This window comes from Streptomyces sp. NPDC029292, assembly GCF_055569295.1.
Genome location: NZ_JBVHXR010000026.1, coordinates 85,988 through 112,773 on the forward strand (window position 1 = coordinate 85,988; position 26,786 = coordinate 112,773).

Consider the following 26,786-nt stretch of genomic DNA (forward strand, 5'->3'; position numbering starts at 1 on the left):
ATTGGACTGTACCGGTCGCATCTCAGACTGCCCACCAGACCGTTGAATCCGCGGGCACTTCGGTCGTTCCGGCACCCGGCTCGACGTCCGCGCTGGCGAGCAGCAGCGTGCCGGGGGTGGGGAGGGGGATCGGGGTCGCGGTGAGGTTCACCGTGCAGATGATGGAGCCTTCTTCTGTGTCCCGGCGGAAGGCCAGCACACCCTCCGGGGCCGGCAGCCAGGTGATCTGGCGGCCCGCGCCGAGCGCCGGGTGGTCGCGGCGCACCGCGAGCGCGCTGCGGTAGAACTCCAACGTCGAGGTGGGGTCGCCCTCCTGCGCCTCGACCGTCAGGTGCTTCCAGGAGGCCGGCTGCGGCAGCCAGCTCGGGCCGCCCTCGACCGGACCGAAGCCGAACGGCGCGACCTCGCCGGACCACGGCAGCGGGACCCGGCAGCCGTCGCGCGTGCCGTCCTGGCCCGCGCTGCGGAAGAACGCCGGGTCCTGGCGGACCTCGTCGGGCAGGTCGACGACCTCGGGCAGACCGAGCTCCTCGCCCTGGTAGAGATACGCCGAGCCGGGCAGCGCCAGCATGAGCAGGGTCGCCGCCCTGGCCCGACGCAGACCACGCGCCTCGTCCCCTTCCGCGAGGCGCGTGGAGTGCCGTACCACGTCATGGTTGGAGAGCACCCACGTGGCGGGCGCGTGCACGGCGTTCATGGCGCTGAGCGAGCGGTCGATGACCTCGCGCAGGTCCGCCGCGTTCCAACCGGTGGTGAGATAGGTGAAGTTGAAGGCCTGGTGCAGCTCGTCCGGGCGCAGGTACAGGGCGCTGCGCTCGACGGTCGGCGTCCACGCCTCGGCCACCGCGATGCGCTCACCGGTGTACTCGTCGAGGATGCGCCGCCAGCTGCGGTAGATCTCGTGCACGCCGTCCTGGTCGAAGTACGGCACGGCCTCCGTGCCGAGCAGCCTGACCTGCTCGTCGTGGCCGATGTCGGGCAGGCCCGCCGCCTTCACCAGACCGTGCGCCACGTCGATGCGGAAGCCGTCGATGCCCAGGTCCAGCCAGAACCGCAGGATCGAGCGGAACTCGTCGTGCACGGCCGGGTGGTCCCAGTTGAAGTCGGGCTGCTCGGGCGCGAACAGGTGGAGGTACCACTCGCCGTCCTCGACCCGGGTCCAGGCCGGGCCGCCGAAGATGGACTCCCAGTCGTTGGGCGGCAGTTCACCGTTCTTGCCCTTGCCGGGCCGGAAGTGGAAGCGCTCCCGGATCGGCGAGCCGGTGCCCTCCCGGAGTGCCTGCTTGAACCACTCGTGGTGGTCCGAGCAGTGGTTGGGCACCAGGTCGACGATCACGCGCAGACCGAGCGCGTGCGCGGCGCGGACCAGGTCGTCGGCGTCCGTGAGGTTGCCGAACATCGGGTCGACGGCACGGTAGTCGGCGACGTCGTAGCCCGCGTCCGCCTGCGGGGAGGCGTAGAAGGGGGACAGCCACACCGCGTCGACGCCGAGTTCCTTGAGGTAGGGAAGCCGGGCCCGGACGCCGGGCAGATCGCCCATGCCGTCGCCGTTGCCGTCGGCGAAACTGCGCGGATAGACCTGGTAGATGACCGCGTCGCGCCACCACTCCCGGCGCCCGGAGGCGGCGGAGGAGGCGTCGGTGGGGAGTGCGTCGGTGACGTGCTGGGTCATGGATTCCCTTAGGGGTGCGGGGGGAACGACGGAAGCGCTAGCTCGAACTGCGGGGGAGCCCGCGAAGGACGCGGAGGCCGCTAGGCCTTGGTGCCGCCGGCCGTCAGCCCGGAGACCAGGCTGCGCTGCACCAGCATGAAGACGAGGGCCGCCGGAATGGTGATGATGATCGCCGTGGCCGAGGTCCATGCCCAGTCGGGCCGCTGTTCCTGGGCGAAGGTGCGGATGCCGACGGCGAGCGTGTAGTGGTCGGACTGCATGAACTGCGTGGCGTACGCGACCTCGCCCCAGGCGGTCAGGAAGCTGTAGAACGCGGTCACCGCGAGCCCCGGCTTGGCCAGCGGCACGATCAGCCGCCAGAACGTGCCGAACGGGGTGAGCCCGTCGACCCGGCCCGCCTCGTCTATCTCCTTGGGGATGGTGTCGAAGTACCCCTTCATCATCCAGGCGCAGAACGGCACCGCCGTCGTCGCGTACGCCAGGATCAGGCCGAGGTAGTTGTCCAGCAGGTCCAGCTCGGACATGAGGAGATACAGCGGCACGATCAGCACGATACTGGGGAACATCTGAGTGACCAGGAACGTCCACATCAGCTGCCTGCTGCCCGGGAACCTCATCCGGGACACCGCGTAACCGGCGGTTGCCGCCAGGAATACGCCGAGTGCGGTGGTGCCGCCCGCCACGATCACCGTGTTCAGGAACCATTTCGGCAGGTCCGTGTTGGTCAGTACGTCGCTGTAGTTGTGGAAGCTCAGGTTCTTGAGCACCTCGCCCGGCTCCTGCCAGGCGTTCTTCGGGCCGAGCGAGATGAAGAGGATCCACACCACCGGGAAGGCCGCGATCACCGTGGCCAGGATCAGCGTGCCGTGCAGGGCGATCGAGGAGCCGAGGCTGCGCTCCTCACGGCCGCGCACCTTGCGCGGGGCGGCCGTGGCCGAGCGGTCGGCGACGGCGGGAGCGGTGGCGGAGGTCTCGTGGGTTGCTGCGGTCATGACGATGGCTCCTTACGCCTGCTCGGACTTCAGGGTGTTGCGGCGGTAGAAGGTCGAGAAGGCCAGCAGGAGGGCGAGGATGATGATCCCGTACGTCGCCGCGCCCGCGTAGTCCGAGATGCCGGTGAACGCCTTGCGGAAGGCGAAGGTGACGAGGATGTCGGCGTCGCCGCTCGTGTTGTTGCCCAGCAGCAGATAGATGATGTTGAACATGTTGAACGTCCAGATGCAGCCCAACAGGATGATGGTGTTGGTCACCGGACGCAGGCCCGGCAGCGTGACGTTCACGAACCGCTGCCAGGGGGAGGCGCCGTCCATCTCGGAGGCCTCGTACAGCTCCTTGGGGATGGACTGGAGTCCGCCGAGGATCGCGACCATGTTGAAGGGGATGCCGACCCAGACGTTCACCATGATGACGGCGACCTTCTGGGAGAACGGGGTGCCGAGCCAGTCCTGCGCCGGCAGGCCGAACGCCGTGATGATCTCGTTGAAGACGCCGTACTGGGAGTTGAGCATCAGCCGCCAGGCGAAGACGCCGATGAACGACGGGACGGCCCAGGGCAGGATCAGCATCGCCCGGTAGAAGCCGCGCAGGCGCATCTTGCGGTTGAGCAGCACCGCGAGCCCCATGCCGAGGCCGACCATCAGTCCCACGCCGACCACGGTCCAGATGATCGTCCACCACAGGCGCGGGTAGAAGTCGCTGTCCGCGCCGGACAGGACGTGCCAGTAGTTGTCGAGGCCGACGAACTTGTACGTGGCCGGGCGGTGGAAGGCGCCGATGGTGGTCGCGACGTTCGACTCGTTGGCGTCGGTCAGCGACTGGTAGAAGCCGTATCCGAGCGGATACAGGACGAGGACGGACAGGACGATGGCGACCGGGGTCACCATGGCCCAGGCGTACCAGTGCTTGTCCCAGGACCGCCTGAGTGCCGAAACGCGTGGGGGGCGCTCGGCGTTCTTGCCTCGCGCTGACTTGTTGGTCTTCTCGGTGCTCGCTGCGGTCGTCATCCTCATCGGCTCTTTCGCGGCGGAACTGCTGAAGGCTGGGTGGTTCCGCAGCCCCGGGGAGCCCCGTTCGGGGCGGCAGCGGGGAAACAGTTCCCCGGGGCTGCGTGTTCTTCGGTTACCGGTTGGCTACTGAGTGCCGGGTCAGCCGATGGAGTAGCCGGGCAGGAGCTTCTGGAACTCCTTGGCGGTGCTGCCCAGGCCGTCCTTGACCGACGTGCTGCCCTGCAGGATCTTCACGTAGTTCTGTGCGAGCGGCGTGAAGAGCGAGCCGACCTGCGGAAGCGCGACGCGCGGGCGGGCGGTCTGCTCCAGGATCGGCTTGAAGCCGGCGATCTTGGAGTTCGCGGTGACCTCGGACGTGTAGGCCGACGTGCGGGTCGGCAGGGTGCCGGTCTTCGTGGCGATGGTGACCTGGCTCGCGGTGGACGTCATGAACTGCGTGAAGAGGTAGCTGGCGTCCAGGTTCTTGGAGCCCTGGTAGACCGCGAGGTTGTGACCGCCGGTCGGGGCCTGCGCCTTGCCGCCGGTGCCGGCCGGGACGGGCGCGTAGCCGAGGTTGGCCTCGTTGCCCTTGAACGACTTGCCCGACAGGGTGTCGCTGACCGACCAGGGGCCCTGGATCAGCATGGCGACCTTGCCGGTCTTGAAGGCCGTCTGCATGTTCTGGTAGGCGTTCGCGAAGTCGACCTTCATCGACGCCTCGTCCTGGATCTTCTTCGCGGTGTTCAGCGCGGTGACGGCGTTGGCGTCACTGATGGTGATCTTCTTGGACGAGGTGTCGGCCATGTCCGCGCCGTTGCTGTAGAGCAGCGGGAGCAGGAAGTACGAGTCGGGGTTGAGGTAGGTGCCGTACGCCCCGGTCTTCTTCTTGATGGTCTTCGAGTCGGCGATGAACTCGTCCCAGGTGGTGGGCGGCTCGGCGATGCCGGCCTTCTTGAGCAGCGCCTTGTTGTAGAGCAGGCCCAGGGTGTCGGTGACAGAAGGGACGCCGTACGTCTTGCCCTTGTACTTGGCGGTGTTCAGCGGGGTCTCGCTGAAGTCCGAGGTGTCCTTCAGCGCGGTGGTGCCATCGAGCGGGGCGATGTAGCCCAGCGACGCGTACTCGGCCATCAGGCCCACGTCGGTGCGGACGACGTCGGGGGCGCCCTTGCCGCTCTTCGCGGCCGACTTGAACTTCTGCTCCACGTCGGTGAACGGGACGTTCTGGTAGTTCACCTTGATCTTCGGGTACTTGGCCTCGAACTTCTTGATGAGGGCCTTGTACGTCGGAGCCTCGGTCGCCGCGTCCGATGTGTCCCAGTACGTGATCGTCCCGGAAATGTCCTTGGCGGCTTTCGGCTTGCTCGACGAATCGTCGTCGGAACCACCACAGGCTGTCGCGGTCAGCGCGATGACAGTCACCGCGGCGGCGATCGATATGCCACGTCGCATATGAACTCCTAGAAGAGGGTGGCCCGGATCTTCCCTTGGGAGGACCGCGGGTGCCGTCTGTCCCTTCGACGGCCGCCGGGCTGTGCAGGAAAGTAACAGTGCTGCAAGTCCTTGCGAAAGACGTTGCAAGGAACTTTCTGCAAGATCCTGCAAGCGTGACGTTCCCGTTACCGGCGTATGTCCTCCGAGCTGCGGCGGTACGTGCGCAGCGCGACGCCCACCACGCGGTCCAGCGGGAAGAAGCCGATCTCCCGCGAGTCGACACTCTCTTGCAGATTGTCGCCGAGGACGACCGCCGAGCCCTGCGGTACGAGGCCGGTGCCGAGGCGGTCGCGGGCCGCGGGCGGGACGGGCTCGCCGGGGAGGGCCGCGAGGCGTTTGATCATCAGGTGCCCGGACCGGTCGGGCCAGGACCAGCTCTTCCAGTCGGCGCTCGGGTCGGGTTTCTGTACGACCACGATCTGGCCGGTGCGCAGCCGCTTCATGGCGGTCCGGCGGCCGATCAGGACGTCCCCGGCGCGGAGGGTGGGCCGCATGCTCACGCCCTTCACGGTGATCACGACCATGCGGCGGCGAATCCGGAGGACCGCGAGGAGGGTGGGGGCCGCGAGAGCGAGTACGGCCGCCGCACAGGGCGACGCGATCACTGCGCGTACCCCGCGGCCTGGCGGCGGAACAGCCCCGCGTACCGCCCGTCCGCCGCGATCAGCTCCGCGTGCCCGCCCTGCTCGGCGATCGCGCCGTCGCGCAGCACCACGATGAGGTCCGCCTCACGCGCGGTGCCGAGCCGGTGCGAGATCAGCAGGCTCGTACGGCCCAGGCGGTGGCGCCGGATCGCCTCGTGGATCTCGTACTCGGCCTCCGGGTCCAGGCCCGAGGTGGGCTCGTCAAGGATCAGCAGGTCGGGGTCGTCGCGCAGGAAGGCGCGGGCGAGCGCGACCCGCTGCCACTGGCCGCCGGACAGCTCGACACCGTCCTGTTCGCCGTCGCCGTAGGAGCGCGAGAGGAGGGTGTCGTAGCCGCGGGGGAGCGCGGCCAGGGTGTCGTGGACGCCGGCCGACCGGGCCGCCTCCCGGAGGTGCTCGCTCCGGCTTCGGCCGAGCTCCCCGAGCGCGATGTTCTCGGCGGCCGTCATGTCGTACCGCATGAAGTCCTGGAACACCGCTCCGATACGGCGGCGCAGCTCCTGCGGGGCGAGGTGGCGGATGTCGGTGCCGTCCCAGTGGATGCTGCCGCGCGTGGGGTCGTAGAACCGGCACAGCAGCTTGACCAGGGTGCTCTTGCCCGCGCCGTTGTCGCCGACGAGGGCGAGCGCCCGGCCGTACGGAATGGTCAGGGTCACCCCGCGCAGCACCCAGTCGTGCTGCTCGGAGTAGCGGAACCAGACGTCGCGCAGCTCGATGCCCTGGCTCAACCTGACGACGGGGAGGGGCGGTTGGGGCACGGGGAGGTCCGGTGGCGCGGTCGTCACGTCGAGGTAGTGCTCGAAGAGCAGCAGATGCTGGTGGGCCACCGCCGCCGAGGCCGCGATACCGGTGAGGCCGCCCTGGACGGCGGCGATCGCGGAGGTGAGCACCGCGAGGTCGCCGACGGTCAGCTCGCCGCGCGCGGCCGCGTGCACCGCCCAGACGAGGCCGGCGGCGGCGATCCCCGCGGAGACGGTCGCGGGCAGCCCCTGGGTGGCCGCCGTACGCAGCTCCATACGGCGCCGGGTGGCGTTGATCGCCTTCCGGTCCCGGCGCATCCGGTCCCGCAGATGCCCGCCGATGCCGAACAGCCGGATCTCCTTCGCCGCCTGCACGCTGCCCAGCAGATGGGCGTAGAACGACTCGCGACGCTCCAGCGGGGTCGTGTGCAGCGTGGCTTCCGACCAGGCGCGGGCCAGCCGCAGCTCGGCCGCCAGGGCGGGCAGCGCGCCGAGCAGGACCACGGTCGCGAGCCACGGGTTGATCAGCCACAGCGAGGCCACGAAGCCCGTGACCGTCACCCCGGCCTGCGTCAGCGCGACCGCGGCGCCGACGATCTGCACCGGCGTGTCCTGGCCGCACTGCTCGGCGAGTCGCAGCCGGTCGAGGCGCGCGGGGTCCTCGAAACGGGCGAGCCCCGCGAAGTCGTTCACCCGGGCATACAGCCGGTCCTGCGCCAACAGGCCGACAGAGCGGGCCAGTTCACCGCACAGCAGCCGGTCGAGGTGCGGCAGCACGGCCGCGGTGACGCCGACGGCGGCCAGCGTCACGGCCGGGACCGCCATGTCCGGGGTGCCCTCGTGCGCGGCGGCCAGCCGGTCCAGGATGTCCCGGGTCAGCCAGGCCGCCGTCACGGGGAGCGCGGCGGTCAGCAGGGCGGCCAGCACGATGCCGAGGAGGGGGAGCGGGGCGGCGCGCAGGGAGAGGGTGAGGACGGCACGGAGGGCGGCGGTGCGGCCTCGGGGGCCGCGGAGCACACCGTCGCCGGGTGTGTCGGTCATGTGGTCACCGGGCGTGCCGGTCATACGGTCACCGGGTGTTCCAGCTCATGCAAGTCCCTTGCCAGAGCGGTGAGTTGCCCCTCGCCATCGATGCGGCACACGACCGGATACGCGTTCACCCCGAAGGCCGCCTCGACCGTGCGCGCGTCGTCGCCCGTCACCACCGTGGCCACCGTGCTCAGCAGGTCCGCGTACTCCTGCGAGCCCTCCTTGCCGGGGACGACGACGGCGAGTACCTCGTGGGCCGGGCGGCCGGTGCGGGCGACGGTCTGCACGAAGTGGGGGAGCAGGTCGGCACAGGGCCCGCAGCCAGGGGCGAAGAACGCGGCGATGGTGCCTTCGTCGAGGGTGCGCGGCGATATCTCCCGGCCGTCGTCCGATCGTGCGCCGAATTCCTCCAGTACCTTGCCCAGGCTGTCGGCGTCGGTCACCGGAAAAGTCGCGGTCGGCGAACTCCGGTTCTCCGAACGGAGTCTGCGGATGATCCCGTAGGAGAGCACCAGATTCAGCAGTCCCAGGGCGCTCGCGAATATTACGGCAGCGGCGAGAAGCGTCATGCAATTCCCCTAACCCTGTAGCGCGAAAAGGTCGATGAGTTCGTCCAGGTTGACCACCAGGCTCGCCAGGACCGCCCCGGTGAGCACGGCGAGCAGGACACCGCCCGTCTGCCCGGAGCCTCCGTCCGCCGCCAGACCGGCCACACCGGCCACCAGCAGAACGGAGTTGCGGACGAGATGGCGGGCACCGAAGGGGGTCGGCGCGGCCCCGAAACACGGGCAGGAAGCGACGGTTCCGCGCCGCAGGAGCACCGCGATGGCCAGGGTGAACGCGGTCAGCAGAAGCGCGGCGAGCCCCAGGCCTGCCGCCGCCGTCGCGGACGGCAGGAGCAGCACCGGCACCGCGGCCTCCATGGCGGCCACCACCACGGCGACCGGCCGCACCCACCCCGACGGCGCCACCCGCATCGCCTCAAGGCCGGTCACGAAATCCTCGAACGCCTCCCGCCCGCGCAATTTCCCGAGCGCCGACACCGCGAACACGACTCCGATGAATGCCCGGCACACAACCGCTGCGTACACCACACCATTTCCCCCTTCTGGCGAACGCCGGAGGAGCTTAGGTGCCGGATATACAGAGGACATACACGCGGACCGGAATGTGCCCTGTATGCGGCACTCGTAAGGTGCTCGACGAATCGGCCGCGACGGGCGGCCGGTGCGGAAAGGAGTACCCCTTGCTGCAGAGGTTCGCGGACGCCGTGGTGAACAGGCTCGCCCCGAAAGTCACAGCCGACGCCACCTGGTGGACCGACACCAAGTGCGCCAACGCCTGTACGACCTATCCGGCCTACCAGGCGAAGTACACCCGCCAGTGCTGGGACAGCACCGGCAGTTGCACGAGCTGGACCAACACCGGTAAGTGCTGCAGTTCCTGACGGTCGCTCAATGATGTGCTGACGCGCCCCGCCTCGCGACGATCGCCGGAACTCGAGCGACGCGGGGCGGGGCGTCACGCGCTCCTCGGCAGCCCTCCCGTCAACTCCTCGTAGAGGTCGAGCAGTTCACGGTCCGGCGCGATCCCCAGCTCCTCCCGGTACACCGCGGACGCGGTCCGGTACGTCTCGGACACCTCGCCCAGTTCGCCGAGCCGGTGGTGCGCCCGCATCCGCAGCGCCCAACTCCGGCTGCGCAGCGGAGCGGAGGACAGCAGACCGGTCAGGTCGCGCAGCGCCGCCCGCGGCTCACTCACCCGCAGATGTGCCTCGGCCAGGTCCTCGACGGCCCGCATCCGCTCTTCGTCGAGATGCCCGAGCCCGCCGACCAGCGGGCCGTGCCGCGGGACGCCGACGGCAGCGCGGTCGCCGTCCCACAGCGCGAGCGCGGAGCCGAGCAGCCGGGTCGCCCGGTCGGCGTCGCCCGCGAGCAGCGCCGCCCGGCCCGCCGCCGAGGTGTCGAGGAAGCGCTGATGGTCGCAGGCCTCGGCGGCCGCGTTCAGTACATAGCCGCCGTCGAGACCGACCAGCGGTGCGGTGCCGGCCAGCGCGGCGCGCAGCGCGCTGACGTGCGTACGGATGTTGGCCACCGCGGAGCGCGGCGGTTCGCCGTCCCACAGGGCCTCCTGGATGGTGTCGAGCGAGACGCAGCGGCCTGTCTGCAGCAGCAGCGTCACCAGCAGGGCCCGGGGTTTGCCGCCCCTGATCCCGGCCGTGGCTTTGCTCCCGGCCGTGGCTTCGTGCAGCCGGACCCGCCCCAGTACATGAAATCCCGTTGTCAACGGGCCTCCCCCTCATGGCATCGCGCCACTGACGTGCCGCGGCCGCCGACGCGCGAGGCGAACGGCGGCCGCGTGGATTCGGTCAGCGCCAGGTGTCGCTGACGCTGTAGCCCACTCCCGAACCGGTGCTGTAGGAGCGGTTGGAGCCGGACTCCCAGGTCACGTTCCCCGAGCTGTCCTTTTTGATGTATTTGTACGCGAACGACGTCGACTTGGGCGCGATCACGAGCCTGCCCCAGTACGGGTACGACGCCGAGGAGAGCGGGATCGCGTCGGCAGTGTTCCAGGAGCCGAGTGACGGGATCGAGCCGACGACGTACACGTTGGTGCCGTAGTCGGTCGTCGCCGTCACGCCGAAGGTCACGTCCGTCGCGTTCGCGTTCGCCACGTTCCAGGAGTTGTCGGCCTCGACCGCCGAAGTGCCCGTGGTGAGCGTTCTGTTGGCGTTGGACTCCCAGGTGACGTTCCCGGAGCTGTCCTTCTTGATGTACTTGTACTCGATCGTGCTGTTCTGCGGCACGGAGACGTCCGTCTTCCAGATCGGGTAGCCGGACGACGAGAGCTTCGCCGCGCTCGCCGTGTTCCAGCTGCCCAGCGCGGCGACGGAGCCGACCACGTACACATCGGTGCCGGTGGTGGTCGACGCGTACTCGTTGAAGGTCGCGGTGACCGTGCCGGAGCCGCCGCCACCGCTTCCTCCGTCGCAGTTGACCGTGCACACGTAGTCCGGGTCGTAGAAGGCGACCGCCCCCTTGGCCGGCACGGTCAGCGTGGCCTTGCCGCTCGCGACCGTGACGGAGGTGGCGCCGCCGTCGATCACGTTCGGGTACGTCCCGTCGGCGAGACCGGTGGTGTACGTGTACGTGTTCGCGCCGGAGCTGTTGTTGATGGCGACGAAACCGGCGCCGCCCCGGCTGAAGCCGATCACATTGGACGCGGGGGACTGCCAGTTGGCGACGGAGTAACCGGAAGCCGCGTTGTGCCAGCCGATCATGCCCGAGACCGCGGTGTTGCGGTCGAGGCAGTACCAGCCGCTCGAACAGTTGGTGTCGGTGACGAAGCCGGCCGAGTTCGGCGGCGCCTCGTCGCTCTGGCTGAAGGTCCAGCCGGAGTAGACGGACGGCCTGCCGTAACCGCGGGCCAGCTGGAAGATGTTGGCGAGCACGGCCGTGTCGCCGTCCTTGTAGCTGAGCGAGTAGCCGTTGCGCTCGGTGTCGTGGTTGGTGACGAAGGTGTTGGAGTTGGCCTCGGTGGCGAGGCCCCAACTGCTGCCGAAGCTGGACAGGTTGGCGATGTCGCCCTGGAACTGCGACTTGATCTGCGACGCGAAGGTGAAGTCCAGGACGTCACCGGTGCCGTAGTACTCGTCGAGCGAGGGCGGGGTGCCGGGATAGATCTCCTGCGTGATGTACGGCGCCGAGCCCGACGTCGTCGTGTGCAGACCGGCGACGATGGCGCTCATGTCGGCGGCCTCGATGTGCTTGGCCGCGTCGACCCGGAACCCGTCGACGCCCAGGTCGATCTGCTGGTTCAGGAATCCGATGATCTTCGTGCGGACGCCGCTCTCGGCGGTGTCCAGGTCGGGCAGACCGAGCAGCTCGCAGTGCTGGACCTGGTACCGGTTGGACCAGTCCGAGATCGTCGTCGTGCAGTCGTCGCTGTCGGCCGGGTCGTAGTCCGGGGTGTCGTACTTGTTGGTGATGACCGTGCCGTTGTAGCCGGTGCCGGTCTGTGCGGCGGTGTGGTTGATCACCGCGTCCGTGTAGACCTTGATGCCCGCGGCATGACACGTGGAGACCATGGTCGCGAAGTCGGTCGCCGTGCCGAACCGGCTGTTCAGGTTGTACGCGTACGGCTGGTAGACGTCCCACCAGTAGTAGGTGGACTGCTTGAGCGACTCGGCGGGCGGAGCAACTTGGACTGCCCCGTATCCGGCCGGGTCGAGGACGTCGGTGCACTCGGAGGCGACCGACTTCCAGTTCCATTCCCAGAGGTTGGCGATCACATCGCCGTTGGGGACACCGGTGTCGGACGCGGCGGCGTGAGCGGCCGGAGCGGGCAGCACGGCCGCTCCGCCCAGGGCCAGCAGCCCGGCCGTGGCCAGGGGCAGGGCACGGGATCTGAACCAGCGCATGGCTTGCAACTCCTTGCTGACGACGGAGGTGCGGGTGTGCGGCCAACTCAGGAGCATGAGAGGCAAGTTGACCGCGGTGCGAGCGTGGGCGTGGCCACCGGGCCGCGTCAAGGCGCGCGTTGAAAGTTCTTACGACATCTTGCTGAAACGTGATTGCAAGAGATACGTTCCCGCTCACGCTCGGCGTTGTTGATCGCGCAACCGTTCCAGATCGGACAACTCCGGCCCGCACACCGTATTTCCCCCCACCCGCACAAGGATGTGCAGGAGAGAACATGGCCAGGAAAACACTGGCTGCCACGTTCGCCCTCGCGGCGGGCCTGGCGGCCTCGGTGACCCTCCCCACGGGCGTCGCGCAGGCGTCCCCACCCGGCAGCAAGGACGTCACCGCCGTCCTCTTCGAGTGGAAATTCGACTCGGTCGCCAAGGAATGCACCAACACCCTGGGCCCGGCCGGCTACGGCTACGTCCAGGTGTCCCCGCCCGCCGAGCACATACAGGGCTCGCAGTGGTGGACCTCGTACCAGCCGGTGAGCTACAAGATCGCCGGGCGGCTCGGTGACGCCACCGCCTTCCAGAACATGGTCAGCACGTGTCACGCGGCAGGCGTGAAGGTCGTGGCGGACACGGTGATCAACCACATGTCGGCCGGTTCTGGCACCGGTACGGGCGGCTCCTCGTACACGAAGTACAACTACCCGGGCCTGTACTCCTCGTACGACATGGACGACTGCACCGCCACCATCAGCGACTACACCAACCGCACCAACGTCCAGAACTGCGAGCTCGTCGGGCTCGCCGACCTGGACACCGGCGAGGAGTACGTCCGCGCAACGATCGCCGGTTACATGAACACCCTCCTCGGCTACGGCGTCGACGGCTTCCGCATCGACGCGGCCAAGCACATCCCCGCGACCGACCTCGCCAACATCAAGTCCCGGCTGAGCAATTCGTCCGTGTACTGGAAGCAGGAGGTCATCTACGGCTCGGGCGAGGCCGTCCAGCCGACCGAGTACACGGGCAACGGCGACGTCCAGGAGTTCCGGTACGCGACCAGCCTCAAGCAGGTCTTCAACAACGAGAACCTGGCCTACCTCAGCAACTTCGGCACGGGCTGGGGCTTCATGAGCAGCGACGTGTCCGCCGTCTTCGTCGACAACCACGACACCGAGCGCAACGGGTCGACCCTGAACTACAAGGACGGGGCGAACTACACGCTCGCGAACGTCTTCATGCTCGCGTACCCGTACGGCTCCCCGGACATCAACTCCGGCTACGAGTGGTCCGACACGGACGCGGGACCGCCCAACGACGGGACGGTCAACGCCTGTTGGCAGGACGGCTGGAAGTGCCAGCACGCCTGGCCGGAGATCGAGTCCATGGTGGCCTTCCGCAACGCCACCCGTGGTGAGTCGGTCACCAACTGGTGGGACAACGGCGCGGACGCCATCGCCTTCGGCCGCGGCAGCAAGGGCTTCGTGGCCATCAACCACGAGTCGTCCTCGCTGAGCCGGACGTACACGACCTCGCTCGCCGCGGGCACGTACTGCGACGTCCAGAGCAACACGAGCGTCACGGTGAACAGCTCGGGCCAGTTCACGGCGACCCTCGGCTCCAACACGGCGCTGGCGATCTACTCGGGCAAGTCCAGCTGCTGAGTACGTAGTTCCTGAGCACAGAAGAAGGCCCGGTCACCGCTCCCACGGTGACCGGGCCTTCGGCTTCAGGCGGTTACTTCCAGGTGTCACTCGCCGTGTAGCCGCTCGACGTACCCGTCGTGTACGAGCGGTTCGTGCCCGACTCCCACGTCACGTTCCCGGAGCTGTCCTTCTTGATGTACTTGTAGGTGAAGGCCGTGCTCTGCGGGACGATCACCAGCTTGCTCCACGTCGGGTAGGAAGCCGACGACAGTGGGATCGCGTCGTCCGTGTCCCAGGAGCCGAGGGAGGCGATGGACCCGACGACGTACACGTTGGTGCCGTAGGCGGTGGTGGCGTACTCGTTGAAGGTGACGTCGGTCGCCGAGGCGCTCGCCACGTTCCAGGAGTTGTTGAAGGAGACCGCCGAACTCGACGTCGTCACCGATCTGTTGGCGTTGGACTCCCAGGTCACGTTCCCTGAGGAGTCCTTCTTGATGTACTTGTAGGTGAAGGACGTGTTGATCGGGACGCTGACCTCGCCGGACCAGATCGGGTACCCGGTGGACGAGAGCTTGACGGCCTTGGACGTGTCCCAGGAGCCCAGCTCGGAGATCGAGCCGACGACGTACACGTTCGAGCCGGACGCCGTCGACGCATACTCGTTGAACGTCGCGCTCACCGTCGAGGTGGAGTCGTCGTCATCGCCGGTGTCCTCGCAGCTCACCGTGCAGGTGTAGGCGGAGTTGTAGAACGCGACCGCGCCCTTCGCCGGGACGGTGATGCTCGCGCTGCCGCCCGAGACGGTGACCGTGGTCGCGCCGCCGTCGATCACGTTGGAGTACGTGCCGTCGGCCATCCCTGTCGCAAACGTGTAAGTGGCGTCACTGGAGCCGTTGTTGACCGCGAAGAAGCCCGCGCCGCTGCGGCCGAAGCCGATCACGCTGGAGGACTTGGTCGACCAGTTGGAGACGGCCGCGCTGTCGGCGGCGTTGTGCCAGGCGACCATGCCGACGACGGCGGTGTCACGGTCCAGGCAGTACCACTCGCCGCTGGAGCAGTCGGTGTCGGTGACGAACCCGCTGGAGTTCGGCGGGGCCTGGTCGCTGGTGCTGAACTCCCAGCCGGAGTAGATGGTCGGCGTGGACCACTTGTAGGCGAGCTGGAAGAGGTTGGCGAGCCGGTAGCTGTCGCCGTCCTTGTAGCTCATGTGCAGGCCGTTGCGCTCGGTGTCGTGGTTGGCCACGAAGGACACCGAGTTGGCGGCGGGCAGGATGCCGGAGGAGGACAGGGACTCCAGGTCGGAGACATTGCCCTGGAAGGCCGACTTCATCTTGCTCGCGTAGGTGAAGTCGAGGACGTCACCGGAGGAGTAGTAGTCGCTCGCCGCCGGGGTCGAGCCCGGGTAGATCTCCTGGAAGACGTACGGGTCCGCGCCGGACGTCGTGTCGGTCAGCTTGGCCTCGATCGCCTGGAGGTCGGCGGTCGGGATGTGCTTGGCCGCGTCGACGCGGAAGCCGTCGACGCCGAGCGCGATCTGCTTGTTGAGGAACGACGCGATGCCCGAGCGGACGCTGTCGTTCTCGGTCTCCAGGTCGGGCAGGCCGAGCAGCTCGCAGTTCTGGACCTCGGAGAGGTTGGAGTAGTCGTCGATGATCAGATCCGAGTCGGAGCAGTCGTCCGACTGGTGGTAGTCACCGGCGTCCCAGTCCGGGGTGTCGTACTTGTTGGTGATGGTGGTGCCGTTGTAGCCGGTGCCGGTCTGGGCCGCGGTGTGGTTGATGACCGCGTCCGTGTAGACCTTGATGCCCGCCGTGTGACACGCGGTGACCATGCTCGCGAACTCGGCCGCCGTCCCGAAACGGCTGTTCAAGTTGTATGAGTACGGCTGGTAGACGTCCCACCAGTAGTAGCTGGACTGCTTGAGGGACTCGGCGGGCGGCGCGACCTGCACCGCGCCGTACCCGGCCGGGCCGAGCACGTCCGTGCACTCGGACGCGATCGAGTCCCAGTTCCACTCCCACAGGTTGGCGATCACGTCGCCGGAAGCGGTGGTGTCGGCCTGCGCGGGGGCGGCGGGCAGGGCTATCGCCCCGGCGAGCGCGAGGGCGCCCGCGGCGGCGAGGCTCGCCGTGCGGCGCAGGACACCGGGTGGTCGTTGTCTGGACATGAGCGGCTCCGAAATAGGGGGTTGTGGATTCAACAAGTCGTGAGCGTGGGGCAGTTGAGAAGGGCGCGTCAAGATCGCTGCTGAAAGTTCTTGCTGTGAATTGCAAGCCTCTTGCTGTAAACCTTGCGTAAGCGATACGGTCGCGCCGGCGCCCGGCACCGTTGCCGCACGGCAGCGTTGAGGTCGGCCCCAATCGAGCCGTAATCGCAAGGAGTTCAGGCCTGTGATACCGAGATGGCCGGCGCCCTGGGCGCGCCGCACCCAGCGCAGACGGATCGCGGCGGTGGCCGTAGCCGCCCTCGCGGCAGCGTTCATCCAGCCCGTCGCGGCCCGCGCCGCGACCCCGCCCGCGCCCCCGTCCGACGCGAAGCTCGCCGCCGAATCGTCCCGGCACGACGACACCCGCGAGCAGTTCTACTTCGTGATGCCGGACCGCTTCGCCAACGGCGACACCTCCAACGACGAGGGCGGGCTGACCGGCTCACGCCTGTCGACCGGCTACGACCCCACCGACAAGGGCTTCTACCAGGGCGGCGACCTCAAGGGCCTGACCCAGAAGCTCGACTACATCAAGGACCTCGGCACCACCGCCATCTGGATGGCGCCGATCTTCAAGAACCAGCCCGTACAGGGCACCGGCGACAACGCCTCGGCCGGCTACCACGGCTACTGGATCACCGACTTCACCCAGGTCGACCCGCACTTCGGCACCAACAACGACCTGGAGACCCTGATCTCCAAGGCCCACGCCAAGGGCATGAAGGTCTTCTTCGACGTCATCACCAACCACACGGCGGACGTCGTCGACTACGAGGAGAAGTCCTACGACTACCTCTCCAAGGGCGCCTTCCCCTACCTGACCAAGGACGGCGAACCCTTCGACGACGCGGACTACGCGGACGGCACGAAGAGCTTCCCGGCGGTCGACAACGACTCCTTCGCCCGTACGCCGACCGTGTCGGCCGCGAAGAAGAACACCAAGGTCCCGTCGTGGCTCAACGACACGACGATGTACCACAACCGCGGCGACTCCACGTACGCCGGTGAGTCCACCACGTACGGCGACTTCTCCGGCCTCGACGACTTGTGGACCGAGCGTCCCGAGGTCGTCAAGGGCATGGAGAAGATCTACGAGAAGTGGGTCAGGGACTTCGACATCGACGGCTTCCGGATCGACACCGTGAAGCACGTGAACATGGAGTTCTGGACGCAGTGGGCGACCGCGCTCGACGCGTACGCAGCTCAGCACGGGCGCAAGAACTTCTTCATGTTCGGCGAGGTCTACTCCGCCGACACGTCGATCACTTCGCCGTACGTCACCCAGGGCCGCCTCGACTCCACGCTCGACTTCCCCTTCCAGGAGGCGGCCCGCCAGTACGCCTCCCAGGGCGGCAGCGCGCAGAAGCTGGCGTCCGTCTTCGGTGACGACTACAAGTACACGACGGACAAGGCCAACGCGTACGAGCAGGTCACCTTCCTCGGCAACCACGACATGGGCCGCATCGGATACTTCCTGAATCAGGACAACCCGAAGGCGACCGACGCGGAGCTGCTGAAGAAGGACGAGCTCGCCAACGAGCTGATGTTCCTCAGCCGTGGCAACCCCGTCGTCTACTACGGCGACGAGCAGGGCTTCACCGGCGCGGGCGGCGACAAGGACGCCCGCCAGACGATGTTCGCCTCCAAGGTCGCCGACTACCTCGACGACGACGAGATCGGCACCGACCGCACGCACGCGAGCGACGCCTACGACACGAGTGCACCGCTCTACGAGCAGATCAGTGCTCTCTCCAAGCTCCGCAAGGACAACCCCGCCCTCGCGGACGGCGTCCAGACGGAGCGGTACGCCGCCGACGGCGCCGGTGTGTACGCCTTCTCCCGTACGGACGCGAAGACCGGCACCGAGTACGTGGTCGCCGTGAACAACGCCGACGAGGCGAAGACGGCGACCTTCGCGACGGGTTCGGCGGACATGAAGTTCCGAGGTATCTACGGGACGTCTTCCGACCTGGCGAGCGGCGCCGACAAGAAGGTCACCGTCACCGTCCCGGCCGGTTCGTCGGTCGTCTTCAAGGCGGCGGGCAGGCTCGGCGACCCGGCGTCGAAGCCGACGCTCACTCTCAAGGCCCCCTCCGAGGGCGCCACCGGCACCGTCGAGCTGTCGGCCGACGTCGACGGCGGTCAGCTGAACCGCGTCGTCTTCGCCGCCCAGGTCGGCAACGGCAAGTGGCAGACCCTCGGCTCCGCCGACCATGCCCCGTACAAGGTCACCCAGGCCATCGGAAAGGACGTACCGGCCGGAACCGCTTTGCGCTACAAGGCAGTTGTGATCGACTCAGGTGGGCGTACGGTCGGCGCGACGGCCGCCAGTACGAGTGGCACCCCGCCCGCCGAGGAAGTCCCCACGGCCTCCTCGCGCGACTACGCGATCGTCCACTACAAGCGCACCGACGGCGACTACACCGACTGGCGGCTGTACGCCTGGGGCGACCTCGCCGACGGTGAGTCGACGACCTGGCCCGCGGGCCACGACTTCATCGGCCGCGACGCCTACGGAGCCTTCGCCTACGTCAAGCTGAAGCCGGGCGCCTCCAGTGTCGGCTTCCTCGTCATCGACAAGGACGGCAACAAGGACGTCTCCGCCGACCGCACCATCGACGTCACCAAGACCGGCGAGGTCTGGGTCGAGCAGGGCAAGGAAGCCGTCCTCACCGAGAAGCCGACGGCCGACTACCCGGCGCAGGACACGACCAAGGCGGTCATCCACTATCACCGCGCCGACGGCGACTACACCGGCTGGGGTCTGCACGTCTGGACCGGCGCCGCGACGCCCACGGACTGGTCGAAGCCCCTTGAGCCGGTGAAGACTGACGCCTATGGCGCTGTCTTCGAGGTGCCGCTCGCCGAGGGTGCCACCAGCCTCAGCTACATCATCCACAAGGGCGACGACAAGGACCTCTCCACCGATCAGTCGCTCGACCTCTCGGCCAACGGCCACGAGGTGTGGCTGTTGAACGGCCAGGAGAACTACCTGCTCCCGCAGCCCGCGGGCAGCGCGGCCGCACTCGACCTGACCACCTCCAAGGCGGTCTGGATCGACCGGAACACGGTCGCCTGGAACGGGTCCGACGCCGCCGCGTCCACCCAGCTGCTGTACTCCCGCGATGGCTCGATCGCGGTCAAGGACGGGACGCTGACCAGCGACGACGAGCGCTGGCTGCGGCTGACCAAGACCAGCCTCACCGACGCCCAGAAGGAGAAGTTCCCGCACCTCAAGGACTACACCGCCTGGTCCGTCGACCCGCGTGACCGCGACCGGGTGAGAGAAGCACTGAGCGGCCAGATCGTCGCCTCGCAGCGGGCCGCCAACGGCGCGGTGCTCGCGGCGACGGGCGTGCAGATCGCCGGCGTACTGGACGATGTGTACGACGCGACGAAGGCGGACCTGGGTCCGACCTTCCACAACGGCCGTCCCACGCTGGCCGTCTGGGCGCCCACCGCACAGAGCGTGTCCCTGGAACTCGACGGCTCCACGGTGGCCATGAAGCGGAACGACACCACCGGGGTCTGGTCCGTCACGGGCAAGAAGTCCTGGACGAACAAGCCCTACCGGTACGTCGTCAAGGTGTGGGCGCCGACCGTCCAGAAGGTCGTCACCAACAAGGTCACCGACCCGTACTCGGTGGCTCTCACGGCCGACTCGGAGCGCAGCCTGGTCGTCGACCTGGACGCCAAGTCCCTTGCCCCGAGCGGCTGGTCGACCCTCCAGAAGCCCAAGGCAGTGGCGCTGAAGGACGCCCAGATCCAGGAGCTGCACATCCGGGACTTCTCGGTGGCGGACGAGACCGTTCCCGCGAAGGACAAGGGCACGTACCTCGCCTTCACCGACAAGGACAGCGACGGGTCCAAGCACCTCAAGCAGCTGGCCAAGTCCGGTACGTCGTACGTGCACCTGCTGCCCGCGTTCGACATCGCCACCATCCCCGAGAAGAAGTCCGACCAGGCGACCACCGACTGCGACCTCGCCTCGTACGCGGCCGACTCCGAGAAGCAGCAGGAGTGCGTCGCGAAGATCGCCGCGAAGGACGCGTACAACTGGGGCTACGACCCGTACCACTACACGGTCCCGGAGGGCTCGTACGCCACGGACCCCGACGGCACCGAGCGCACGGTCGAGTTCCGCAAGATGGTCAAGTCGCTGAACGAGGACGGCCTGCGGGTCGTCATGGACGTGGTCTACAACCACACCGCGGCCAGCGGTCAGGCCGACACGAGTGTGCTCGACAAGGTCGTGCCCGGCTACTACCAGCGGCTCCTCGCGGACGGCTCCGTGGCCAACTCGACATGTTGCGCGAATACGGCCACAGAAAACTCGATGATGGGCAAATTGGTCGTGGACTCCATCGTCACCTGGGCCAAGGAGTACAAGGTCGACGGCTTCCGCTTCGACCTCATGGGTCACCACCCCAAGGCCAACATCCTCGCGGTCAGGAAGGCCCTCGACGCCCTCACCCTCGAAAAGGACGGCGTCGACGGCAAGAAGATCATCCTGTACGGCGAGGGCTGGAACTTCGGCGAGGTCGCCGACGACGCCCGCTTCGTGCAGGCCACCCAGAAGAACATGGCCGGTACCGGCATCGCGACCTTCTCCGACCGGGCGCGCGACGCCGTACGCGGCGGCGGCCCGTTCGACAGCGACCCGGGCGTCCAGGGGTTCGCGTCCGGTCTCTACACCGACCCCAACTCCTCGACGTCCAACGGCACGTCGGCCGAGCAGAAGGCCCGGCTGCTGCACTACCAGGACCTCATCAAGGTCGGTCTGACCGGCAACCTCGCCAAGTACCACTTCACCGACAGCGACGGCAAGGAGGTCAAGGGCTCCGAGGTCGACTACAACGGCCAGGCCGCCGGATACGCGGATGCGCCCGGTGACGCCCTCGCGTACGCCGACGCGCACGACAACGAGTCGTTGTACGACGCGCTCACCTACAAGCTGCCCGCGACGACGAGCGCGGGTGACCGGGCCCGTATGCAGGTCCTCGCCATGGCGACGGCCACCCTCTCGCAGGGACCGTCCCTCTCCCAGGCCGGATCCGACCTGCTGCGCTCCAAGTCCCTCGACCGCAATTCGTTCGACAGCGGGGACTGGTTCAACGCCATCCACTGGAACTGCCAGGACGGCAACGGCTTCGGGCGCGGGCTGCCGATGGCGGCCGACAACGCGTCCAAGTGGCCGTACGCCACCCCGCTGTTGACGTCCGTCAAGGTGGGCTGCGACCAGATCGAGGGCAGCTCGGCCGCGTACCAGGACCTGCTGAAGATCCGTACCACCGAGAGCGTCTTCGGACTCGGCACGGCCGACCAGGTGCAGTCGAAGCTCTCCTTCCCGCTGTCCGGGAAGGACGAGACGCCCGGTGTGATCACGATGGAGCTCGGGGACCTCGTCGTCGTCTTCAACGCGACGCCCGAGCGGCAGGAGCAGGCGATCGGCGCCCTGGCCGGGACGGCGTACGCGCTGCATCCGGTGCAGGCGGCGGGCGCGGACTCTATCGTCAAGTCCTCGTCCTACGAGGAGAAATCGGGCACGTTCGCCGTTCCGGGGCGTACTGTCGCGGTATTCTCCCGGGCCGCTCGGTAGCGGACTAGCTTGGTGGGGCAGGCCCGGAACCTGGGGGTCTGCCCCATCATCCGTGCCCCGAGGGGCTGTTCTCATGGACGGCAAGGACGCAGACTCCACCGTGCTGGTGGTCGACGACGTGACCGCCAGCCGCTATGCGATGGGCGCCGTGCTGCGGCGCGCCGGACATAGCGTCGTCCCCGTCGCCACCGCCGGTGAGGCGCTCGTCGAACTCGACGTACGGCTGCGCGCGGGCGTCCTGCCCGATGTGGCGCTGGTGGACGTCGGACTGCCGGACATGAACGGTTTCGAGCTGTGCCGCAGGCTGAAGGCACAGCCGCCCACGGCCGCCCTGCCCGTCGTGCACTTCTCCGCCGCCTCCACCGGCCCCGGCTACCGTTGCCGCGGCCTGGACGCGGGCGGCGAGGCGTATCTGTCGGTGCCCGCGGAACCCGAGGAGATCCAGGCAGTCGTACGGGCCGCGGTGCGCGGCGCCCGGGTGCGCTCGGGAGCCGAGGCGCTCGCACGGCGTCTGACGCTGCTCTCCGAGACGATCGTCCACGTACAGGCCGCGCGCTGCCTCGACGAACTCGCCCACGCGGCCGCCGAAGGCACCGCGCGGCTCACCGGCGGACCGTCCGCCGTCTTCCTGCTCGCCGAGGACGGTGAGCTGTACCGGGGAATGTCCCGGCGCAGGGCGCGGGCGGCGCTGCCGGACCTCGGCGCGCACCAGGCCGTGGCCCGGCTGATCCGGCAGATCACGGTGGGGCACACCGGGGTGCGCAGCACCGTCGTGCCCGCCCCGCTGTGGCCCGCGGGTTTCTTCACGGCCGGCGCGCCCGAGGACGCGCGACTGGTGCTGGCCCAGACCCACGACGGCAAGACACCGGTGTGCCTCGCCACCCCCGCGCACGACGGGACGGCGGAGACCGACGCCCTGGTGGCCCGGCTCGCCCAGGCCACCGCACTGGCCGCGGAGCCGCTGCTCATGTACCAGGTGGAGCGCCATGTCGCGCTGACCCTGCAACACAGTTTCCTGCCCCAGAAGCTGCTTGGGCTGCCGGGCGTGGACGTCGTCGTCCGGTATGTGCCCGCCTCCCGGCAGACCGAGATCGGCGGCGACTTCTACGCGGCGCTGCGCACCCCGGTCGGGCTGCTCACCGCGGTCGGTGACGTCGTCGGGCACTCACTGGACGCGGCCACCGTCATGGTCGAGATCCGGCACGCGCTGCGCGCCTACTGCGTCGAGGACCCGGATCCCGAAGCGCTGGCCGGGCGGCTCGACCAGATGCTCCAGCACTACCATCCCGACCTCACGGCCACCGTCTGCCTGACCCTGGTCGACCCGGCGACCGGGCGCATCCGCATCGCCAACGCGGGCCACATCCCGCCGCTGATCGTCGGCGACGACGGCACCGCCGACTACGCCGAGGCGCACGGCCCGCTGCTCGGCCTCGGCCTGGACCGCCCGGCGCCCACCGACGCGATCCTGCTGCCCACGGACCGGCTCCTCATGGTCACCGACGGCCTCATCGAGACCCGCGGCACGGACCTCGCCCTCTCCCTGGAACACCTGCGCACCGCGGCCGCCGCCGCCCCGCCCGGCACCGCGGCCCTCTGCGACACCCTGCTCGACTGCTTCGGCCGGGACCGGGAGGACGACATCGCGCTGCTTGCGCTGAGGCTGGGGTGACGGTGTTTGCACCGAGGCTGAGGTGACGGTGCTTGCGCTGAGGCCGGGTGGCGTGCTCGCGCGGCGACTAGGGTGACGAGGAGTTGCCTAGAACAGGAGTGCGCCCATGCCGCAGATCACCGTCGACTACTCCGCACCGCTCGAGGACGCCTTCGACCGGCGCGGGTTCGCGCTGGCGCTGCACGCGGAGGTGGTCGAGACGGCGGCCGCGAAGATCGGTGCGTGCAAGACGCAGTTCCGGCGGACCGAGGACGCCGTGGTCGGCGCCGACGTCAGCGGGCACGCCATCGTCCACGTCACGCTCGGTCTGCTGGCCGGGCGGACCGACGAGACCAAGGTGAAACTGACCGAGGCCGTACTGGAACTGCTGAAGACGTATGTGAAGCCGTCCGAGGGACTGGAGCTGCACGCGTCCGCCGAGGTGCGCGACCTCGACCCGTCGTACCGGAAGTTCGAGTCCTAAGCGGCTCCGGGGAAGTACGGGTGCGTTCCCGGAGCCGCTTAGTCGGACCCGCTCAGGACGGGGACCTCGCTCATGCCGGGGAGCAGGAGCGGGGTCGCCGGCATGAGGAGACCGGCGATCGCGATCGCGGTGCGGGGGCCGGTGAGGCCGGCCGGCAGGCCCCACAGCCCGGTCATGGCCGCGATGGTGGCCTTGCCGGTGACCGACCACGCGGACAGGGTGCGGGCCACTCGGTCCGGCTCTGTCCGGTCGAGCCGGTAGGTGGCGAACACCGGGTTACGCCGCCGGGGGCGAGGCCAGCGAGATCAGCCGGACGACGAGGTCACTGAACGGCCCGTCGCCCGGCTCGTCCGTGAGTACCGTGCGCAGCAGCGCGCCCACCTCGTCGTCGTACGAGGCACTGACCGCCGCCAGCGCCGCGAAGTCGTGCACGAGCTGCAGCTCCAGCTCGCCGCGCGGAATCCGTCGCCCGTCCAGCCAGATCAGCGCCGTCGACTCGGCGAGCGAGATCCATGACCGGATCATCAGTTCAAGGCGGGCGGGCGGGTTCTCGACCTTCAGATGCGAAAGGATCTGAACGTACGCGGCCTGCCGCACGGCGTCGATCAGGGCGTTGGTGGCGGACGAGCCGACCGCGGGGCCGCCCCGCATCAGCGCCGAGAAACCGGGCCCGTGGTCGTCCACGAAGTCGAAGAAGCGGCGCATCACCCGCAGCAGCCGCGCCCCCAGCGGCCCCTCCGCGGCCTCCATGAAGCGGCCCGCGAGATCGTCGGCCGCGCGCTGCAACGCCGCCTCGTACAGGCTGAGTTTGCCGGGAAAGTAGTGGTAGACCAGCGGCCGCGAGATACCCGCGGCCGAGGCTATCTCGTCGATGGAGACCTCGTCGGGCGAGCGTCGGCTGAAGAGTTCGAGGGCGACGCCGATCAACTGCTGCCGCCGCTCCTCGACACCCATCCTGCGGCGTACCCCGGTTGTCATGCGAACACCTTACCGATCGGATCCGGCCCGGAAGGGACGGGTCCGGCCAGGATCATTCACATGTCCAACACGATTCTCTCACCTCGCGCCCGCGATACACAGATCAGCATTGAGTCACCACGCTCCGCATCCGTGAGCAGTTCGTCCCGGTGCTCGATCTCTCCTTCCAGTACCCGCTGTTGGCAGGTCCCGCAGAATCCCTGCTCGCAGGAGTACACGGTGCCCGGCAGCTCCGCGCGGACGGCGGCGAGGACGGTGGAGTCGGCGGGGACGTGCACGGTACGTCCGCTGCGGCGCAGTTCGACCTCGAAGGCGCCGTTGCCCTCGCCGGACGCAGGGGGAGTGAAGCGCTCCAGGTGAAGGGTCGCCCCGTCCGGGAGGCGCGCCTCGACCGCCGTCATCAGCCCCTCCGGACCGCAGCAGTAGACCGCCGCGCCCTCGGCGACGTCCGTGAACAGCGCGTCGAGGTCCGGCCGCCCGTCCTCGTCCTCGGTGACGACGGTGACCCGGCCGCCGCCCAGCTTCTCGATCTCCTCGAGGAACGGCATCGAGGCGCGCGTCCGCCCTCCGTACAGCAGCCGCCAGTCCACGCCCTCTTGGAGCGATCGGAGCATCGGCAGCAGGGGAGTGATGCCGATGCCGCCCGCGACGAAGACGTACGACGGCGCGGGCGCGAGCGGGAAGCGATTGCGCGGCCCGCGCACCTCGACCTCCATGCCCTCCCGCAGCTGCTCGTGCACCTCGCGCGACCCGCCGCGCCCACCCTCGACCAGCCGTGTGGCCACGGTGTACGACGAGGTGTCCTCCGGGTCCCCGCACAGCGAGTACTGCCGCACGAGCCCCGACGGCAGCACCAGATCGAGATGCGCGCCCGGCTCCCAGCGCGGCAAGTTCCGTCCTTCCAGGCGCAGTTGTACGACATCGTCGGCGACTCGCTCGTGCCCGGTGACCAGCAGCCGAAGTGCGCGGGAACGCGGCCGGCCGGAGACCGGGTTCTCCAGGGCGGGCAGTGGCCACAGCGGCGAGGCCTCGATCCGGCGGCGCAGCGCGCGCTTGACGAGCAGGGCCGCACCGGCGACGGCCACGACGGTCCGCAGCCGGGGCATCACACCGCCCCCCGTTCCGCCGCGGTCGCCGCGGGGGAGGAGGCGAGATAGGCGACGGCCTGTTCGGTGGAGCCCTCCTGGGAGGGGTGATAGGCGCGGCTGAGATAGCGGGGGATGGACTTGAGCATGTCCCCGGTGGCCGGCAGCACGCCCTGCTTCCCGCTCACATAGAAGTCCTTGAAGCTCGCCCTGCCCGCAGTCAGCGTCGGGTCGTTCTCCATGAAGAACCGCGCCCCGCGCTGCCACAGGAAGACGAGAGCCGTGAACGCGGTCGCCCAGGTCCGCGCGCGCCGCCGGTAGCTCCCGTCGAGATGCATGAACAGCTCGAACGCCACCGACCGGTGCTCGACCTCCTCGGCCCCGTGCCAGCGCAGCAGGTCCAGCATGGTCGGATCGGCCCCGCGGCGGTCCAACTCGTCGGCGTTCAGCACCCAGTTGCCGAGGAAGGCGGTGTAGTGCTCGATCGCCGCGATGATGGCGACCCGCTCCATCAGCCACCACTTCCGGGCCTTGCCCGGCGGCAGTGTGCGGTCGCCGAGGAGCTTCTCGAAGAGCCAGTCGACCTGCGCGGTGTACGGCGTCGGGTCGAGCCCGAGCTCCTTGAGGTGCGGCAGCACCTCGTCGTGCGCCTGGGAGTGCATGGCCTCCTGGCCGATGAACCCGATGACGTCCTGGCGCAGCCGCTCGTCCCGGATGTGCGGCAGTACCTGCTTGTAGACGTGCACGAACCAGCGCTCACCGGCCGGCAGCAGCAGATGCAGCACATTGATGGTGTGCGTGGTGAACGGATCCCCCGGCACCCAGTGCAACGGTGTGTCCTCCCAGGAGAACGACACCTTCCGTGCCTTGAGCGGTATCCGCTCGGAGTCGAGGGGCTGGGGGAGCCCGGTCCGCGTGTTAGACATGGCGTCAATGTACTGACGGGTAGTTCCGTGGTGAACCCCCGTGCAGGGACTTGTTGACGCGGGTGTCAGTTAGCGCGGTCCCGCGGCTGTCGGTCAGCGCGGTCCCGCGGCTGTCGGCTGGCGCGGTCCGGTGGCTGTTGGCTAGCTGTACTGACCCGTGAGGTTGGGGACGCGGCTGGCGGGTGGTTGGCCCTTGAGCGCGGTGTGTCCGCGGTGGTGATTGTAGGTGTGGAGCC

Annotated in this window: 19 protein-coding genes and 1 pseudogene; 5 read left to right on the plus strand and 15 right to left on the minus strand. The window is 68.6% G+C overall.

Annotation, left to right across the window (positions count from 1 at the left end):
• Positions 1–22 precede the first annotated feature (22 nt).
• The 8 genes from ACZ4WS_RS40700 to ACZ4WS_RS40735 form a co-directional block, all read right to left on the minus strand.
• On the minus strand, positions 23–1,672 hold the full coding sequence (locus ACZ4WS_RS40700; RefSeq protein WP_467988218.1) for a glycoside hydrolase family 13 protein: 1,650 nt from the start codon (positions 1,670–1,672) through the stop codon (positions 23–25).
• Between the two features lie 80 nt (positions 1,673–1,752).
• Entirely contained in the window at positions 1,753–2,664 is a 912-nt protein-coding gene (locus tag ACZ4WS_RS40705; protein ID WP_467988219.1) for a sugar ABC transporter permease, read from the minus strand.
• A 12-nt stretch (positions 2,665–2,676) separates the two neighbouring features.
• A complete protein-coding gene (locus tag ACZ4WS_RS40710) occupies positions 2,677–3,675 on the minus strand; it encodes a carbohydrate ABC transporter permease (protein WP_467988220.1) in 999 nt (332 codons plus the stop codon).
• Between the two features lie 141 nt (positions 3,676–3,816).
• Positions 3,817–5,106 (minus strand): extracellular solute-binding protein, encoded by a 1,290-nt coding sequence (locus ACZ4WS_RS40715; protein WP_467988222.1) that lies wholly within the window; start codon positions 5,104–5,106, stop codon positions 3,817–3,819.
• Positions 5,107–5,273: 167 nt separating this feature from the next.
• A complete protein-coding gene (locus ACZ4WS_RS40720) occupies positions 5,274–5,753 on the minus strand; it encodes a S26 family signal peptidase (protein ID WP_467988223.1) in 480 nt (159 codons plus the stop codon).
• Complete coding sequence (locus ACZ4WS_RS40725) at positions 5,750–7,573, minus strand: ABC transporter ATP-binding protein (RefSeq protein ID WP_467988224.1); 1,824 nt, start codon at positions 7,571–7,573, stop codon at positions 5,750–5,752. Before ACZ4WS_RS40725 ends, ACZ4WS_RS40720 begins: the two co-directional genes overlap by 4 nt.
• A 20-nt stretch (positions 7,574–7,593) precedes the next feature.
• Entirely contained in the window at positions 7,594–8,130 is a 537-nt protein-coding gene (locus ACZ4WS_RS40730; RefSeq protein WP_467988226.1) for a thioredoxin domain-containing protein, read from the minus strand.
• Positions 8,131–8,139: 9 nt separating this feature from the next.
• A complete protein-coding gene (locus ACZ4WS_RS40735; RefSeq protein WP_467988227.1) occupies positions 8,140–8,652 on the minus strand; it encodes a MauE/DoxX family redox-associated membrane protein in 513 nt (170 codons plus the stop codon).
• Between the two features lie 155 nt (positions 8,653–8,807).
• Between ACZ4WS_RS40735 and ACZ4WS_RS40740 the strand changes: the two genes are divergently transcribed.
• Positions 8,808–9,008: a hypothetical protein gene (locus tag ACZ4WS_RS40740; protein WP_467988228.1), complete on the plus strand. Its 201-nt coding sequence runs from the start codon at positions 8,808–8,810 to the stop codon at positions 9,006–9,008.
• Positions 9,009–9,082: 74 nt separating this feature from the next.
• On the opposite strand, the gene ACZ4WS_RS40745 is transcribed toward ACZ4WS_RS40740, so the two are convergent.
• Complete coding sequence (locus ACZ4WS_RS40745; RefSeq protein ID WP_467988229.1) at positions 9,083–9,847, minus strand: AfsR/SARP family transcriptional regulator; 765 nt, start codon at positions 9,845–9,847, stop codon at positions 9,083–9,085.
• A gap of 82 nt (positions 9,848–9,929) precedes the next feature.
• Positions 9,930–11,981, minus strand: a complete 2,052-nt coding sequence (locus ACZ4WS_RS40750; protein ID WP_467988230.1) for a carbohydrate-binding module family 20 domain-containing protein — start codon at positions 11,979–11,981, stop codon at positions 9,930–9,932.
• A gap of 275 nt (positions 11,982–12,256) precedes the next feature.
• Here ACZ4WS_RS40750 and ACZ4WS_RS40755 point away from each other — a divergent pair, with 275 nt between their 5' ends.
• Entirely contained in the window at positions 12,257–13,639 is a 1,383-nt protein-coding gene (locus tag ACZ4WS_RS40755; RefSeq protein WP_467988231.1) for an alpha-amylase, read from the plus strand.
• A 73-nt stretch (positions 13,640–13,712) separates the two neighbouring features.
• Here the strand turns inward: ACZ4WS_RS40755 and ACZ4WS_RS40760 are convergent, their stop codons facing one another.
• A complete protein-coding gene (locus ACZ4WS_RS40760; RefSeq protein WP_467988233.1) occupies positions 13,713–15,788 on the minus strand; it encodes a carbohydrate-binding module family 20 domain-containing protein in 2,076 nt (691 codons plus the stop codon).
• A 223-nt stretch (positions 15,789–16,011) separates the two neighbouring features.
• Here ACZ4WS_RS40760 and pulA point away from each other — a divergent pair, with 223 nt between their 5' ends.
• The 3 genes from pulA (at position 16,012) to ACZ4WS_RS40775 (ending at position 23,561) form a co-directional block, all read left to right on the plus strand.
• Complete coding sequence (gene pulA / locus ACZ4WS_RS40765; protein ID WP_467988234.1) at positions 16,012–21,426, plus strand: pullulanase-type alpha-1,6-glucosidase; 5,415 nt, start codon at positions 16,012–16,014, stop codon at positions 21,424–21,426.
• 73 nt (positions 21,427–21,499) lie between these two features.
• The gene (locus ACZ4WS_RS40770; RefSeq protein WP_467988235.1) at positions 21,500–23,098 is read left to right on the plus strand and encodes a SpoIIE family protein phosphatase; all 1,599 of its coding nucleotides are present in this window, start codon (positions 21,500–21,502) and stop codon (positions 23,096–23,098) included.
• Positions 23,099–23,204: 106 nt separating this feature from the next.
• The gene (locus tag ACZ4WS_RS40775) at positions 23,205–23,561 is read left to right on the plus strand and encodes a 5-carboxymethyl-2-hydroxymuconate Delta-isomerase (RefSeq protein ID WP_467988236.1); all 357 of its coding nucleotides are present in this window, start codon (positions 23,205–23,207) and stop codon (positions 23,559–23,561) included.
• A 38-nt stretch (positions 23,562–23,599) separates the two neighbouring features.
• Here ACZ4WS_RS40775 and ACZ4WS_RS40780 read toward each other — a convergent pair.
• The 4 genes and pseudogenes from ACZ4WS_RS40780 to ACZ4WS_RS40795 all read right to left on the minus strand — a co-directional run.
• Positions 23,600–23,839: pseudogene (locus ACZ4WS_RS40780) on the minus strand (MFS transporter); the annotation flags it as partial.
• On the minus strand, positions 23,838–24,539 hold the full coding sequence (locus tag ACZ4WS_RS40785; protein WP_467988237.1) for a TetR/AcrR family transcriptional regulator: 702 nt from the start codon (positions 24,537–24,539) through the stop codon (positions 23,838–23,840). The pseudogene ACZ4WS_RS40780 and the gene ACZ4WS_RS40785, both read right to left, overlap by 2 nt.
• A 56-nt stretch (positions 24,540–24,595) precedes the next feature.
• Positions 24,596–25,645, minus strand: coding sequence for a PDR/VanB family oxidoreductase (locus ACZ4WS_RS40790; RefSeq protein WP_467988238.1), 1,050 nt, complete (start codon positions 25,643–25,645; stop codon positions 24,596–24,598).
• Positions 25,645–26,550: a metal-dependent hydrolase gene (locus tag ACZ4WS_RS40795; RefSeq protein WP_467988239.1), complete on the minus strand. Its 906-nt coding sequence runs from the start codon at positions 26,548–26,550 to the stop codon at positions 25,645–25,647. Before ACZ4WS_RS40795 ends, ACZ4WS_RS40790 begins: the two co-directional genes overlap by 1 nt.
• Positions 26,551–26,786 lie beyond the last annotated feature (236 nt).